Origin of the sequence: Nocardia sp. CA-151230, from assembly GCF_050942175.1 — a bacterium.
Classification (GTDB): Bacteria; Actinomycetota; Actinomycetes; order Mycobacteriales; family Mycobacteriaceae; genus Nocardia.
This window is the reverse complement of the sequence record NZ_CP192061.1, coordinates 3,948,502-3,961,360: the sequence shown is the minus strand read 5'-3', so window position 1 is coordinate 3,961,360 and position 12,859 is coordinate 3,948,502. Positions and strand designations below refer to the sequence as shown.

Here is a 12,859-nt window from a genome sequence, read left to right as displayed (position 1 = left end):
ATGGCTAGACGCTGTCACCCGGTCGTGCAGCAGCCTCCCTCGGCCGAATCGCTTGGTAGCCAGCGGTAAACTATTGGTGACGTCTTCCGCGAAACCAAACGACGTCTTGTCCGGTCCAGTCGATGCTGCAGCTGTCGGCCAGCCCGAACGTGCGTTCCCCTCGGAACGCATCATGAACTTCACCAAGGAGCGAATCGGGTGCCGCAAAGTTGATTCGGTACGCGACGCACCCGCAGACCCAGTCCGGTAACTCGGCAGCGCAGCCCAGTACCCGGACGTCGCAAAGCTCGTTGTAAGGAAGCAAAATGTCTAGCAAGATCATCAAAACCCTAGTCGCGACTGTTATTGCCGCGCCCCTGCTCGTCCTCGTCGCGCCCGCGGCCACTGCCGATTCGACTACCGCAGCACCTCCGTCGCCCTCCGCCACTCCGGTCGACGGATCGTTCGGATCAGCTACGTGGTGCATCCCCCTCGGCAGTGTCGTCTGGTGCATCTGAGTGAACGCCTGAGAACTCCGGTGTTGGGTGCGTGACGCTCGAGATCTGAATGAACCCAGGTACAGCAGTGATTGCTGAAATCAATTGGTGTACCGGGAATTCATTCTCGCGTGTTGCTGGGTCGTCGTCGTGCCCGACTTGTGGTATCACGTGGCCGCATGGCCAGCAGATTCGAACGGTGGAGTCGCGCATCCTGCAGGAAGCAATCCTGACACCTGCCACATCACATAATCGGCAATAGCGGACGTTCTGCGCCGCACCAGGTTACGGGCGCCGGCGCCTCGCGCTGGCCAGTTCGGTCAGCGCGGTATGTGCCAGTAGAGCAGGTTCGGCAGACACCAACGGTCCATGATGATCCTGGGCTGCTGCGGGGCTCAATGTTGCCCGCGGTCGCGGGCTATCGGGCCGATGTCGTTTTCGCGGTGTCCGTCCTCGGGCTCGTGTGGAAGGCGAGGCTGACCCGGATGGCGCCGGCGGCTTCGTGGAGGGCGTCTCGGGCGGACCGGGAGGTGCCGGTGGCACCGATCATTCCGTGGGCCATGCTGCTGTGGCGGCGCAGTGCGACCGGTACTCCGGCGGCGGCGAGTCTGTGTGTGTAGGCCTCGTCCTTGTCGCGCAGGACGTCGAAGCCCGCGGTCGCGATGTAGGCGGGTGGCAGCCCGCGCAGATCCTCGGCGAGCAGTGGTGACACCCGCGGATCGTGTTGTTGGCCCGGGTCGGCCAACGTGCTGCTCTACCGATCCGGCCGTGCCCGATGGCCCCACGCGTGTATTCCGTTGCGACCAGTGCGGTTTCGTGCTGGATCGCGATCTGAACGCCGCCCGCAATCTGGCGGCGTCGGTGTCCACGGCGAGTTGCGTCGGGACGGTAAACATGCCCGCCGGAAACCGTGTAAGACCGCGCTCGCGCGGCGGTGGTATCGCCACGGGAAGACCCGAAACCACGGTCGCGGGCCAACCCCGCCGGGGCAACCCGGCAGGTCAAGAAACAGAATCACGCGTTTCTTGAACGGAACTCGAGGATCACGAGCTGACTCCCGTCGCCGCTGTCGGCCCTGCCCAGCTCGACGTCGCCCAGGGTGGTGTAGACACCGAGGCAGCGGTCCAGGTCGGTGACGCGGCAGGAGACGAAGAGCGTCTTCACGCGGCCTCCTCGGGTCGCGGGGAGCCGGGGTGGCGAGGTCGGCGAAGGCTTGACAACTCTGGGGCGGACCGTTGACACGGTCTGCCCCAGAGGCGAGCTCCCTCGTCAGGCGCCGCAGATCCCCTCCATGGCGACCTTCTGGAAGGCGGAGGGGTAGGTCACGATTCCGTCGGGATACTTCGCCGCACCCTGCTGGAACTCGGGGTTGGACAAGGCGGCCAACAGCGCCGCGGAGGATTCCCACACGGCAATGCTGGCGAACAGCCGGCTGCCACCGAATCCACGATGGAGTTGGGTGGAGACGAACCCCGGCTGCGATTTCATGAAGGCAGCGTCCTCGGCCCAAATCTTCAAGAAGTCAGCGGCCAACTCGGCCGGTACGAAAAATGTGTTGATCACCGTAATCGGCCCGACGTTCTCCTGCAGCTGGACGGGGAGCGGAACCGCAGTATCGAGCGCTCCGAACTGAATCATCTTCCTTCAACCTTTCATTTCTGCTTCGTTCGCAAGCTTGGGGCATCTGCACCGCGTTGGGATCGATCGTCTACACGTGGGCCGGTTTTTCCTGGCGAGCCGTCACCGGCCTGTACAGGCAGATGAAGAAGACAACGAATCCCACGGTCAAGAGGATGTGACCGCCACCGGCCATGTGGGCCAGCAGCCCGCTCTCGGGCGAATGACCCTGTACGGTACGAATGCCAATTGCGGTCATGCATGCCACCGACCACAGGACGCCGACATTGTATGTCCAGAAAAACCAGCCATAGAGTCGCTCCGCAGAAAGCGTGAACTGCTTCTCCAGTGCCAGCACAATCAAGAAGAATAAAGTGCCGAGCGCCAGGAGGTGAGTGTGCGTGATCGCGAGTTCGGTCTTTCCTGTGAAATTGTGGGCCTTGGTGAAATCGCGATAGAACAACCCGGATACCAGTCCGAGCGCGGTGTAGAGGGTCACTGCGTAGTAGAGCTGCTTCATCGAGGTCCTTGTCGGAGTGGTCCATCCGTAGGCAGCCCGGTCCGATCCTTCCGGCCGGTCGGCCACCATGCCGATCACACTAGAACAGATGACAGCCAAATGGAACAATGATCTAATAAATAGACCAACGTTCGCCTGTGGTCGGCGCGGTACGAGCAGGTCGGCACCGAGGGGCTCGATACGCTGACACGTCGCAGGTGAGGTTGGTCAACAGGAAGGTGCGGAGATGTCAGCGGAGCAGTCCGGCGTGGTCCCCTTGCGTGAGCGGCGTGAACAGCTGACGCTACGGACCATCTTGACCACCGCGCGCCGACTCTTCGCGGAAGGCGGATACACCGGCACGTCCGTTCGCAGCATCGCTCGCGAGGCCGGGGTCGTGCCGCAAACCATCTACTCGCACTTCGGTTCCAAGGCCGGAGTGTTGCGCGGGCTGATCGACCTGCTCGAGGAGGAAGCGGGACTGCTCGACTTGCGTGCCGAGTCCGAAAACCTCGACGACGCCATGGAGTTGATCGAACTGATGGCCAGAGGAAGCCGTCAAGTTCGCGAGCGGTGCGGCGACATCCTTGCCCTGCTGCACTCCGGTGCGAGTATCGACGCTGAAATCGCGAACGCCAGGGCTGATGCCATGCAGCGCAACCGCATCGCGATCGACGTGATGATCGTGAAGATCCGGGAAACCGGCCAGCACGTCGGAGCCCACGGCACCGACGTGGCTGTCGCGTTGATGACCGACGACGTCTATCACAGCTTGGTGACCGAGGCAGGCTGGAAGCCCGCCGAGTACGAGCAATGGCTCACGAACACACTCGCACTCCTGCTGTTGGAGTCGGAGCCGGAAGTCGGCTGAGCACACGGTTTCTGCACACCGCCGGCAAGGTACTCACCACGGCGGCGACCTCCACCAGATGAGACGGGACCGACGCCCGACCTCCCGAAAAACACTCAATTCGGCAATAGCGGACGTTCCGCCGGCCTCGGATCGATACGGCCAGTTGATCTTCCGATGCCCCTCGCCGGCCGGTTCGGTCAGCGCGGTATGCGGCTAGCGTGCGTTCGTGAGATTGACTGTCGGCCAGCATGTGTGGAGACAGGGTCGGTAGCGGCACGGATTGTTCGCCGGAGGAGGAACCTGCGATGGCTGCGGGAAGCCCTACTCGACCGAACAGTCGAGGATCCGTCCGTCCACGGTTCCGATCAGCAGCCCCCCGGCTCTGGTGAGTGTGAGCGACAGGGGCACCACGGGTTGGCCGCCTGCTTCCAGGCGCCGCCGCCGCACTGGGGGCACCAGCCGGTGAGGACTGGTGGCTGGTGCGTTCGCAGAACGCGAGCGCGTCGGGGCTTGCGACCATCGCATCGATCTTCGTCGACCACGGCAGGTCGATGTCACGGTCGACTACGGGTATGTCGTTGTTGTGGCGACCTTCTCCTACACCCTTCGCGGCGGGTGGGTGACGCAGACCGGCGCCGTGTTCACCGTGGCACCTCGTAAGATCGGCACCGCCTGGCGCTTGACGGCGTGGGCGTGGGCAAAAGGCTCGAGAGCAACCGGACTCCCTGCCAGCGGCCCTGCCGCTGCGGCGCAGCCGGCGGCCTTCAGGTCTGTCCGAGGATCTGGGCATACATGCGACCCTCGCGGACACCGAATTCGACCTTGCAGGGAAACAACGACGTGGTGTGCGCGTGCTGGTCGTGTTGAACACTGAGAAGGGCCATAGCCCAACCGGTGAGCGCGTCGGGCAAGTGGTAGGACGACCCATCGAGCAGACGTACATACACCCTGCCGGTGATGGCCGGGCGCTCGATACCGACCTCGGCCACGTCCACCGTCAAACCCGTGTCCTCCCCCGAGGCCAGAACCGGCACCTTGAGCAGAACATCCATGCACTGAAAGATAGCTGATTACCCGCCGCATGGACCATACCTTCTCTAATTCGACGAAAATGGAGGATATAGGCGGATATCAGCCCTTCCCGATAGATTGCTAAAGGTTCGCTTAGTGGAACTGGGTCGATGCCGGTGGCGGTCGGCCTCACATCCGAGCAATGACACCCCTCTGTCACATCTTGTGATGTCACACCGTGTGGTGTTGCGATGGGCTTGCACACGTGTCCGGATTGCGGTGTCCGAAGGATGGGCGCGGGCAGGCGCATCGACCCTGCGAGTGATGGAGCTGGCAGGTATTCGGCTCCTCGGCATGCTCGGCACAGCCTCTGATCAGGCTGGACAGAGGGTTGAGTCTGGTCACTGCGGCCAAGCGTCCCGAGCCGCGACCGGCAGCGCAACGGAAAGCCACACCCGGTTCCCCGGGGCCGCCGGGACTCGACAGACCCATACGACCCAGGAAGAAAGGCAGGGCCGCAATGAGTTTCGATACCCACAACGGCACCACCGGTGCCCGCCAGCCCGGCGCCGGGCCGCTGATGCGATGGCTGAACCGGTTCGCCGAGAAACGCATCCGCAGAAGCGGCATGTTCTTCGGCGGCATGAACGCCCTGGTGCTGACCACCGTCGGCCGCAAAACTGGCGCCGAACGCCACACCCCCGTCGGGTGGTTCCCCGGGGAGGACGACACCTGGCTGATCGTCGCCTCCGCCGCGGGCGCGCCGAAGAACCCCGCCTGGTACTACAACATCGCCGCCAACCCCGACAGAGTCCGCATCGAACTGGCCGGGCACACCCACGATGTCACCGCGGAACAACTCCACGGCGCGCAACGCGAACACGCCTGGCAACAAATCGTCACCGCCGCGCCGCGATTCGCCGAATACCAACGCAAAACCGACCGGCAACTGCCCATCATCCGCCTCACACCCCGGCAATGACACCGCAGGATCGGCGGCAACGGCGCCGATCCTCACCCGCACCCGCACCGAAGCGACACCATCGTTTTCACCGACGCCGAACTGCGATACCTGGCCGGCCAGCCCCGCGGGCGGCTGGAAGGTGTGGTACCGAGAGACGATCGAGTCAGGACGGGAGATTGGGCCCGGCCCAGCGGTGTGGGTGAATTGTGTTCGTGCCCCTGGCTTTTGGGGCATCCCGCCCGCACAGCGCAGATAACGCCTGCCCGACTGGACCCGATGACCAGTTTGTCCTTCCGTGTGGATGGAAGTCGGGGATGGCGTATCGATGCGAGGAGAAATATGAAGGCCAGATCAGTGCTGTTCGCCGCGTTCGCCACCGCCCTGATGGCGGCCGCGAGCGGATGCTCGGGCAGCTCGTCGACCCAGGCGGGAACAGCGAGCACGACAGTCGCCGCATCCCAGGCGACGACCGTACCGGCGCAGGGCAACCAGTCGGCTCCGCCGCCCGCCCAGGCCCCGGGCGGCCAGGACGGCAATCCGCCTGCGGGCGACGCCAATTCGCCGCAGCCCGCCCCTGCCACCAGTGCCGCGACCGACACGCCGCAGCCCACGATCGTGCCGGCGACCACAGATCCGGCACCCAACGGCAGCGGCCACGGACTGTGCTTCGACCTCAATTCCGGGCTCGCCAACTCGGCGATCAAGAGTCTCGCCCCGACCACGAACGGCGGATGGGGCAATCCGTCGGCGAGCAATGACCCGATCTCGGCGGGCTGCGATGGCGTGCTGTCGTGGATGACGGTGGAATCAGGCAACATTCACCCCTACACCCATGTCCTGTTCTTCACCAACGGCACCTACCTGGGCACCGCGACATCCAACCCCTACGGCTACACCGAAGTCATCGGCAAGACCGCGAATACCGTCTCGGTGCAGTACAAGTGGGCGAAACCCAGTGACGCCCTGTGCTGCCCGAGCGGCGGCCCCAGCGTGGTAACCTTCACCCTCTCGGGTGGCAAGGTGGTGGCGAAGGGGCAGTTCCCGCCGAGCAATTGAGTCTCCGGCCGATGCTCCGGACGGGCGGGCCCATCCAGAGCATCGGCGAGTTGGACCAGCACCCGCGTGCCGTGCAGGGATGTCGGTCTCAACCCGAGCAAGGACGGCACCCACCGCCGCCTCGACGGCATCGACGCCCGCCGCGGCCACTGGACACCCGGCGCCGACGAACTCGAGGGGCCGGCCGGCCGGCCGGCCGAACGACCCGGCCTTCCGGCCGCCACACCGATCACGGTTTCCCCGCCGCCGACGGTGGCGGGCATCGCGCCGGTGTGACGAGGCTCCCGGTAGTCATCGCGCGCAAACCAACGACAATGGCTTGACCAGCAGTGATGTGGACGCGCAGGCTGAATGCATGCGGGCCCGCGACGTCGTGGTCGGGCAAACCTATGTGGTGCTGATTCCGCACCGGATTTCGCAGGGGCGCGATCCCGACCGTGAACAACCCGGCACGCCGGCGTCGGCGTGGTGGTGGATGACCGGTACCCGTTTCCGGCTCACCGTCACCGAAGTGGACTCGACCAGCAGCCCGGCCATGGTGGCGGGGCGACCGATCACCGAAAGCCCGAGCATCGAGGTCGCGCTGACCGACGAGCAGGTCACCGCGCTCACTGCGCTGGGCCTGCCCTCTGGCGACTACCGCGTGCGCGGACGGTTGCTCGACGACCACGACCGACCCGTGGGGTTACCCGAGCCCCTGCGTGTCCCGGTGCACTGGCTGCGGCCCGCCGAGGGAATCGACGACCACACGCACCGCGAACTGGACCGGAACCCCCCTTGGGGGTGACCGTGTCTGCCACTTCCTCGCGGTAGCCGGTGAGCCTGGCCCGGGGTCCACGGCCTGCGATAAACCCTTTGGGGTTCGGTTCAGGGTGCGCTCCGGCCAGGCCGCTACCCCTTTCCCGGCAGGTGCCGCGGAACTGTTTGCGGCCCAGCAGAACCGGGACCCGGCGAGAGGCCCCTGGCCCCTGCCGTGAAGTAAGGCGCCACGGTCGGTGGCGCGGGGCCCGGTTCGGGCAGTGTCCGAGGACCGCACCTCCGACGATGGCACCGACGCCACCGATCGTTCCGGCACCGATCAGGCAGCCGAGCGCCGCGGCCGGCAGCGACAGCGTCGCCGCTGTGGTCGGCACAGCGGCCAAACCACCCGTGACCGCTCCGATCGGGCAGCCGATGACGGCTCCGCCGACTCCACCGACCATCGCTCTACCGTCACGGATGCCGGGGCTGCCCTGTCCTAGTTACGAAACCTCGACAGATCTCGCGAGTCGGATGACCAGGTGTGTAACCGCAGCTCAGGGTGCCATCGGTCGTGATGCCGGGTCTAGAGAGGCACCACCGCTGGATCACCCCTACCAGGGGATATGCCGAACTTCGTTGGATTCTCGGCGATTACTACCGGAACCCCGCCCTCTTCGCGGTGCGAATACTGGTACCCGTGCCGAAAGCTCCACCGGGACACGGTGATCTCTCGTCCGCGATTCCCGCCGCATGCCCCGAGTTTTGGGGGCAGCACATGTTGCTAACGGTTGCCGCGGTTCATCCGACGAATCGACCGTGGGTCCGAAAAGTCTGAGTTTTCAACAGTTCTCGGTGCGCGCTGGTGTCATGTTCGCGGTTGCGGGACCGACGCTGGTCACGCCGGAGGTACCCGGCTGCCGCGAGTCAGTGGTGTAGCGAATTGGAGGGTGACGCAGGCAGATCCGAGGTTGATGCCTGATCGCTGGCCCGTTGGCCCAGAGGCAGTCTGCGGGACCGATACACCACGTTGTTGAGCAGTGTCCCAGGCCGAGAAATCGGCCGACCGTCAACCATTGCACGAAAGGCATTTTCACGTTGAATCGAGTTTCGCGTGTGCACCATCCTGCGGCTGATCATGCCGAATCAAGGCCCCGCAGAGTGCCGACAACCCCGGCGGTGGAGGAATCCGCGATGACAAGCAAGTCTGTCGGGAGCTATCTCGCAGCCCTGGCATGTGGTGCGGTCGTGCTGCTCGCGGGCTGCGGCACCACCTCCGTGGACAACTCGCACAGCCCTGGCGGATCTACGTCGGCGACCGGTGCCGCTGCCACCACCACGACCCGTACCGACGGGGCATCGGCTGCGCCGCAACCCGGTCCGGGCGACGATGGCGCCACCAAACCCGCGAACGCCGCACCCGGCACGCCCGCGCCCGTCACCACTGCGGCTGAAAGTCCGTCCACCACTACGGCTTCCGCGACAAGTACCGTGTGGGACGCTTGCTCGCTGTCGGAATCTGCGCTCGCCGCAGCAGGATTGGACACGGCGACCAAGGAGCGTGCATCCGGGCGGAGCTGCAAGTGGCAATCCGCCGACCGGACCTTCGAGTTGTTCATCACCGCCTACGACAGGCCGCTGCCGGTCGAGCTCGAACCCGCGCGATACCAGGATGTGCGCAGGACCGAATACTACGGCCGGCAGGTGATCCAATACCGAGCGGCGCAGGACACCCACAAGCAGGGCTGCTATGTCGGAACACCGGCCGCATTCGGCAGCATCGAGTTCCTGGTGCACAACACGCGCGTGCAGACCGACGTGGGCGACCCTTGCGCCGATGCGAATCGGGTCGGAGCCGCCCTGTTCAGGTCACTGCCCTGACCGCACCATCGGCCTCAGCGGATATACCGAGTGAAAAACGAAAGGGCGCACAATGATTCGAAAGACAATACTGGTCATCACGGCAGGGATCGTGATCGCCGCCCCGACGACCGCAACCGCCGGGGCCGCCGCACAGCCCGAGGTTGCTACCGAGACCGTTGTCGGCGCACGGAACGTCGCACTCAGTACGGGATCAGGAGTGGCCGACGCTGTGATCAACGGGCTGATCACAGCGATCTTCGGCCCCAATGATCCATCCAAGTGCACATTCCCGTACTGCTTCTGAGCTTGTTGGTGCTCACCAGGCTCCTGCGCGATCCGGACACCCACACGATGACTGAGATGTCGGTGGCCACCCCGAGCAACAGCCGGTCTCGATGACCGGGCACGCACGGTCACATCGCAGCACGGACGGTTGGTTGAACGGTCAACGTCGCTCGGGGTCGCGCGGGGCGTGGCGGCCCTCGCCGTGACAGGGCGGGGTTCCGGACCGGTGAGATCTCGTATTCAACTGTCGCGAGTTGTCGGAGGAGTCCAGCCGACGGCTGACCGGGGTTATCGGGCGCGTGAATCCGACTGTTGTGCAGCATCACCCGTCAGCGAGGCGTTGAATGGTTGAGCCGAGCCAAGCCTGGAGATCGGCGGGGTCGCCGAGTTCGGCTCGCAGGACTCGGCGGCGGGTCGAGACGCCGAGCACAAAGGCATCGATCGCGGCGGCGCGGTTGCGGGCGTCCGCGTCGTCCAGGCCGCTGTTGCGCAGGTAGCGGTGCAGCGGCTCCAGCGAGTTGCAATCGAGGAACGCGGCCAATGCTTCTGCCGCCTCGGGGCGTTCGCCGGACGCGCGTTGCAGCACAAGCAGCGGGTCCTGCCCTGGTGCATCGCACCAGCGCTGGACGATGCTCGCCGCGAGGCGCGAACCCAGGGTGGCGCGGTCGCCGTCGAACGAGTCCGAGACCGGGATCTCCACCTGGGTTGCCGCAAGGAAAAGGCCGTCCTTGCCGCCGAAATAGCGGGTGATGAGGTTGGGTGACACACCCGCCGCGTCGGCCACGCCCTTGACCGTGACCGCCGTGAACCCGTGCTCGGCGAACTGGCGTTGCGCGTGCTCCAAGATCCGCTGCCTGGTAGCGGCCGCATTGCGAAGAGTCATGTGTACGAGGATACACATTATGTGTACACTGATACACATGATCGATGAGGCGCGGGAACGACTCCGGTGGACGCGGCGGGTCACGACGCCGTGGAATGACGACGGAACGCGCGGCATCACCGGCACTCGACTCGATGAACTGCTCGACCGCTGGGCGAATGGGTACGACTGGGATACCCACGAACGCCGCATCGGCGAGTTCCCTTGGGTGACAGTGCAAGTGGACGATACCGAACTGCGGGTGATCCACCAGCGGTCCGCGGACGCCGATGCCCCTGCTGTCGTGCTACTGCACGGTTGGCCGGATTCGGTGTTGCGGTTCGAGCGCGTCCTGCCGTTGCTCGCGGACATGCACGTGGTGGTTCCCGCGTTGCCGGGGTTCCCGTTCGCCACCCCGCTCACCACAGCCGGTATGTCGGTCAATCGCATTGCCGCGATCGTCGCGAACGCTCTGGATGGGCTCGGCTATTCGCGATACACGGTGTCCGGCGGCGACGTGGGCGGTACGGTCGCGGAAATCCTGGCCGGCGAACATCCGGATCGAGTGGCCGCCCTGCACCTGACCAACATTGCCCCGCTGCGTGCGCTCACCGCCGACCGGGCGAAGCTCTCGCCCGACGCGGTCGCCTACCTCGACCGTGCGGCGCAATGGTTCCGGACCGAGGGTGGATACATCTCGACACAGTCGACGCGTCCGAACACCCTCGCCGTCGCCCTCGGCGACTCACCCGCCGGGCTCGCGGCGTGGATCATCGAGAAACTCGAATCCTGGTCCGACGCATCCGCCTTCACCACCGACGAACTGCTCACCTGGGTCAACGCATACTGGATCACCGGCATGATCGGCACGTCGTTCGCCACCTACACCGAACCGGGCACGCTTCCCGTCCGGATCGACACACCGACCGTGCTCTCCGTGTTCCCGCACGACCTCAAACCGGAGCCACGCAGCTACGCCGAAGCCTTCCTGAACATTGCCGACTACGTGCAACACCCAGCCGGCGGCCACTTCGCCGCCTGGGAACAGCCCGCAGCTTACGTCGACGACCTACGCCGCGCGATCGAGTTGGGTGGCGAAACGGAACGTCAGCGGACAGCTCGCACACGAGTCGCTCAGAGTCCTGTGTAAGCGCTGGTTACGAGATCCAGCTGTAGACGGTTTCGCGGCCGCGGGTTCACTTCGGGCGTAGTGGTGCAACTGCTCGAGGATCCGGCGCTTACATCGCTCCCCCATTTCCTCGGCTACTGGCGCAGATTGCGGTCGAACAGGGCCAGCAACTCGTGGTAGTGCCGTTCGGCGGCCGCGGGGTCGTGGGCGGAAGTATCGGCCTGGGTGTAACCGTGTTGGGCACCTTCGTAGACCTCGGTGCGATAGCGGACGCCGGCGGCACCGAGTGCCTTGTCGAACTGGGCAATGTGCTCCGCAGTCATGTGGTGATCCTCACCGCCGTGTGCGAAATACAGCTCCCCCGTGATGTTTCCAACGGTCAGGTGCGGACTGTCCGGGGTGTCGGTGACGAGCGGTCCGCCATGGAATCCGGCCACCGCCGCAACCCGATCGGGGAACATGGCGGCGGCCAGCACCGCCAGCCGCGCACCCATGCAGTAGCCGGTAAGGCCGACCTTCCCCTCGGAGACCTGCGGCGACGCCGCCAGCCATCCGAGATAGGCGCCGGTATCCGAACGCAGGAGCTCCGGTGTCAGTTCGCGGATCATCGGGAAGACCTGTTGGAAGATCTCCGGCCGCTGTACCGGATCGATGAAGTCCGGTAGCTCGATCACCGGCGCCCGCCCGTGCCGGTAATAGGCGTTCGGAAGCAGGACGGTGTAGCCGTGGGCGGCAATACGATCGGCCAGCGACCGCAGGCTGGGCCGCAGTCCGAAACCGTCCTGAATCACCAGTACTCCCGGATGGGCGGCGCCGTCGTCGGGGTAGGCGACATACGCATCGGCGACACCATCGGGTGTCTGCACGTCTACCGAGATACCGTGCGTTGCAGTCATCGTTGAATCCTTCTGTCGTAGTTGATGTCCTGTGATCAACACGACGAAGGCGGAGCCCGCGCAATACCGCAGAATCCTCGATCGACAAGCGGGCCGACACCGGCCCGCGCGGCGCTCAGAACAGCACCGGGTAACCAATCCGTGTGTGGCGCAACGCCGTCCCGGTAGTCATCGCCTCACACCGTAGCCCACCGGACAGGATCGATGTCAACTTCGAGGTTGCCGTCGCCACTCGTAGTCGCCATAGTACTCGCCGAAAATCGGGCGGATATGCGGAGTAACCGCAGCTGGGGGCGCTATCGGTTGTGACGCCGGGTCCGAGGAGGCCCAGCGCTAGATCGCCTCTACCAGTGGATATACCGAACTTCGTTGGATTCTCGACGATTACTACCGGAACCTTTTCTGCACCGCGATGTCGGGCAACGGCCCGCGGGCCCAGGGCGACGACGCGCGACGGCGCGTCTGGCCTCGTATTCTCCGGTCGTGCAATTGTTCGCGGTTGCCCCTGGTGCGTATGGGTTTCTCGCTTCGGGGCCGATGGCGTTCGGAGTGGTGGCGGTGGGCCGGCAGGGTACCGGCGTTATCGCGATCGGCCAGATCGCGACCGGCT

Annotated in this window: 16 protein-coding genes; 9 read left to right on the top strand and 7 right to left on the bottom strand. The window is 65.1% G+C overall.

Annotation, left to right across the window (positions count from 1 at the left end; all coding sequences use genetic code 11):
- Window positions 1-894: 894 nt before the first annotated feature.
- On the bottom strand, window positions 895-1,188 hold the full coding sequence (locus ACQP1O_RS18535) for an alpha/beta hydrolase fold domain-containing protein (protein WP_433566998.1): 294 nt from the start codon (window positions 1,186-1,188) through the stop codon (window positions 895-897).
- Here ACQP1O_RS18535 and ACQP1O_RS18530 point away from each other — a divergent pair.
- The gene (locus ACQP1O_RS18530; RefSeq protein ID WP_433566997.1) at window positions 1,089-1,505 is read left to right on the top strand and encodes a zinc ribbon domain-containing protein; all 417 of its coding nucleotides are present in this window, start codon (window positions 1,089-1,091) and stop codon (window positions 1,503-1,505) included. The two genes, ACQP1O_RS18535 and ACQP1O_RS18530, sit on opposite strands and share 100 nt — an antisense overlap.
- Here the strand turns inward: ACQP1O_RS18530 and ACQP1O_RS18525 are convergent.
- From ACQP1O_RS18525 to ACQP1O_RS18515, 3 genes are all read right to left on the bottom strand, one after another.
- Window positions 1,491-1,640, bottom strand: coding sequence for a hypothetical protein (locus ACQP1O_RS18525; RefSeq protein WP_433566996.1), 150 nt, complete (start codon window positions 1,638-1,640; stop codon window positions 1,491-1,493). The genes ACQP1O_RS18530 and ACQP1O_RS18525 overlap by 15 nt on opposite strands.
- Window positions 1,641-1,745: 105 nt before the next feature.
- Window positions 1,746-2,114 (bottom strand): antibiotic biosynthesis monooxygenase family protein, encoded by a 369-nt coding sequence (locus ACQP1O_RS18520; protein WP_433566995.1) that lies wholly within the window; start codon window positions 2,112-2,114, stop codon window positions 1,746-1,748.
- A 70-nt stretch (window positions 2,115-2,184) separates the two neighbouring features.
- Window positions 2,185-2,613, bottom strand: a complete 429-nt coding sequence (locus ACQP1O_RS18515; protein WP_433566994.1) for a DUF2871 domain-containing protein — start codon at window positions 2,611-2,613, stop codon at window positions 2,185-2,187.
- 226 nt (window positions 2,614-2,839) lie between these two features.
- On the opposite strand from ACQP1O_RS18515, the gene ACQP1O_RS18510 reads away from it, so the two are divergent.
- Window positions 2,840-3,463 carry a TetR/AcrR family transcriptional regulator gene (locus ACQP1O_RS18510; RefSeq protein WP_433566993.1) on the top strand — a complete coding sequence of 208 codons (624 nt, stop codon included), beginning with the start codon at window positions 2,840-2,842 and terminating at the stop codon, window positions 3,461-3,463.
- Between the two features lie 746 nt (window positions 3,464-4,209).
- Here the strand turns inward: ACQP1O_RS18510 and ACQP1O_RS18505 are convergent.
- Entirely contained in the window at window positions 4,210-4,497 is a 288-nt protein-coding gene (locus ACQP1O_RS18505) for a hypothetical protein (RefSeq protein WP_433566992.1), read from the bottom strand.
- 479 nt (window positions 4,498-4,976) lie between these two features.
- Here ACQP1O_RS18505 and ACQP1O_RS18500 point away from each other — a divergent pair, with 479 nt between their 5' ends.
- The 6 genes from ACQP1O_RS18500 to ACQP1O_RS18475 all read left to right on the top strand — a co-directional run bounded on the left by ACQP1O_RS18500 (window position 4,977) and on the right by ACQP1O_RS18475 (window position 9,095).
- The gene (locus ACQP1O_RS18500) at window positions 4,977-5,438 is read left to right on the top strand and encodes a nitroreductase/quinone reductase family protein (RefSeq protein ID WP_433566991.1); all 462 of its coding nucleotides are present in this window, start codon (window positions 4,977-4,979) and stop codon (window positions 5,436-5,438) included.
- A gap of 321 nt (window positions 5,439-5,759) precedes the next feature.
- The gene (locus tag ACQP1O_RS18495; RefSeq protein ID WP_433566990.1) at window positions 5,760-6,476 is read left to right on the top strand and encodes an LppP/LprE family lipoprotein; all 717 of its coding nucleotides are present in this window, start codon (window positions 5,760-5,762) and stop codon (window positions 6,474-6,476) included.
- Between the two features lie 66 nt (window positions 6,477-6,542).
- Window positions 6,543-6,752, top strand: coding sequence for a hypothetical protein (locus tag ACQP1O_RS18490; protein WP_433566989.1), 210 nt, complete (start codon window positions 6,543-6,545; stop codon window positions 6,750-6,752).
- A 43-nt stretch (window positions 6,753-6,795) separates the two neighbouring features.
- The gene (locus ACQP1O_RS18485; RefSeq protein ID WP_433566988.1) at window positions 6,796-7,263 is read left to right on the top strand and encodes a hypothetical protein; all 468 of its coding nucleotides are present in this window, start codon (window positions 6,796-6,798) and stop codon (window positions 7,261-7,263) included.
- A gap of 232 nt (window positions 7,264-7,495) precedes the next feature.
- Window positions 7,496-7,717, top strand: coding sequence for a hypothetical protein (locus ACQP1O_RS18480; protein ID WP_433566987.1), 222 nt, complete (start codon window positions 7,496-7,498; stop codon window positions 7,715-7,717).
- 691 nt (window positions 7,718-8,408) lie between these two features.
- On the top strand, window positions 8,409-9,095 hold the full coding sequence (locus tag ACQP1O_RS18475) for a DUF3558 family protein (protein WP_433566986.1): 687 nt from the start codon (window positions 8,409-8,411) through the stop codon (window positions 9,093-9,095).
- Between the two features lie 589 nt (window positions 9,096-9,684).
- Here the strand turns inward: ACQP1O_RS18475 and ACQP1O_RS18470 are convergent.
- On the bottom strand, window positions 9,685-10,245 hold the full coding sequence (locus ACQP1O_RS18470) for a TetR/AcrR family transcriptional regulator (RefSeq protein ID WP_433566985.1): 561 nt from the start codon (window positions 10,243-10,245) through the stop codon (window positions 9,685-9,687).
- Window positions 10,246-10,282: 37 nt separating this feature from the next.
- Between ACQP1O_RS18470 and ACQP1O_RS18465 the strand changes: the two genes are divergently transcribed.
- Window positions 10,283-11,374 carry an epoxide hydrolase family protein gene (locus ACQP1O_RS18465; protein WP_433566984.1) on the top strand — a complete coding sequence of 364 codons (1,092 nt, stop codon included), beginning with the start codon at window positions 10,283-10,285 and terminating at the stop codon, window positions 11,372-11,374.
- Between the two features lie 113 nt (window positions 11,375-11,487).
- Here ACQP1O_RS18465 and ACQP1O_RS18460 read toward each other — a convergent pair whose 3' ends face one another.
- Complete coding sequence (locus tag ACQP1O_RS18460) at window positions 11,488-12,249, bottom strand: dienelactone hydrolase family protein (protein ID WP_433566983.1); 762 nt, start codon at window positions 12,247-12,249, stop codon at window positions 11,488-11,490.
- Between the last annotated feature and the right edge of the window lie 610 nt (window positions 12,250-12,859).

Coding starts and splice junctions, on each gene's coding strand:
- ACQP1O_RS18505 (WP_433566992.1), bottom strand. CDS start 4,497: ATGGATGTTCTGCTCAAGGTGCCGGTTCTGGCCTCGGGGGAGGACACG.
- ACQP1O_RS18470 (WP_433566985.1), bottom strand. CDS start 10,245: ATGACTCTTCGCAATGCGGCCGCTACCAGGCAGCGGATCTTGGAGCAC.
- ACQP1O_RS18515 (WP_433566994.1), bottom strand. CDS start 2,613: ATGAAGCAGCTCTACTACGCAGTGACCCTCTACACCGCGCTCGGACTG.
- ACQP1O_RS18475 (WP_433566986.1), top strand. CDS start 8,409: ATGACAAGCAAGTCTGTCGGGAGCTATCTCGCAGCCCTGGCATGTGGT.
- ACQP1O_RS18495 (WP_433566990.1), top strand. CDS start 5,760: ATGAAGGCCAGATCAGTGCTGTTCGCCGCGTTCGCCACCGCCCTGATG.
- ACQP1O_RS18460 (WP_433566983.1), bottom strand. CDS start 12,249: ATGACTGCAACGCACGGTATCTCGGTAGACGTGCAGACACCCGATGGT.
- ACQP1O_RS18500 (WP_433566991.1), top strand. CDS start 4,977: ATGAGTTTCGATACCCACAACGGCACCACCGGTGCCCGCCAGCCCGGC.
- ACQP1O_RS18465 (WP_433566984.1), top strand. CDS start 10,283: ATGATCGATGAGGCGCGGGAACGACTCCGGTGGACGCGGCGGGTCACG.
- ACQP1O_RS18510 (WP_433566993.1), top strand. CDS start 2,840: ATGTCAGCGGAGCAGTCCGGCGTGGTCCCCTTGCGTGAGCGGCGTGAA.
- ACQP1O_RS18520 (WP_433566995.1), bottom strand. CDS start 2,114: ATGATTCAGTTCGGAGCGCTCGATACTGCGGTTCCGCTCCCCGTCCAG.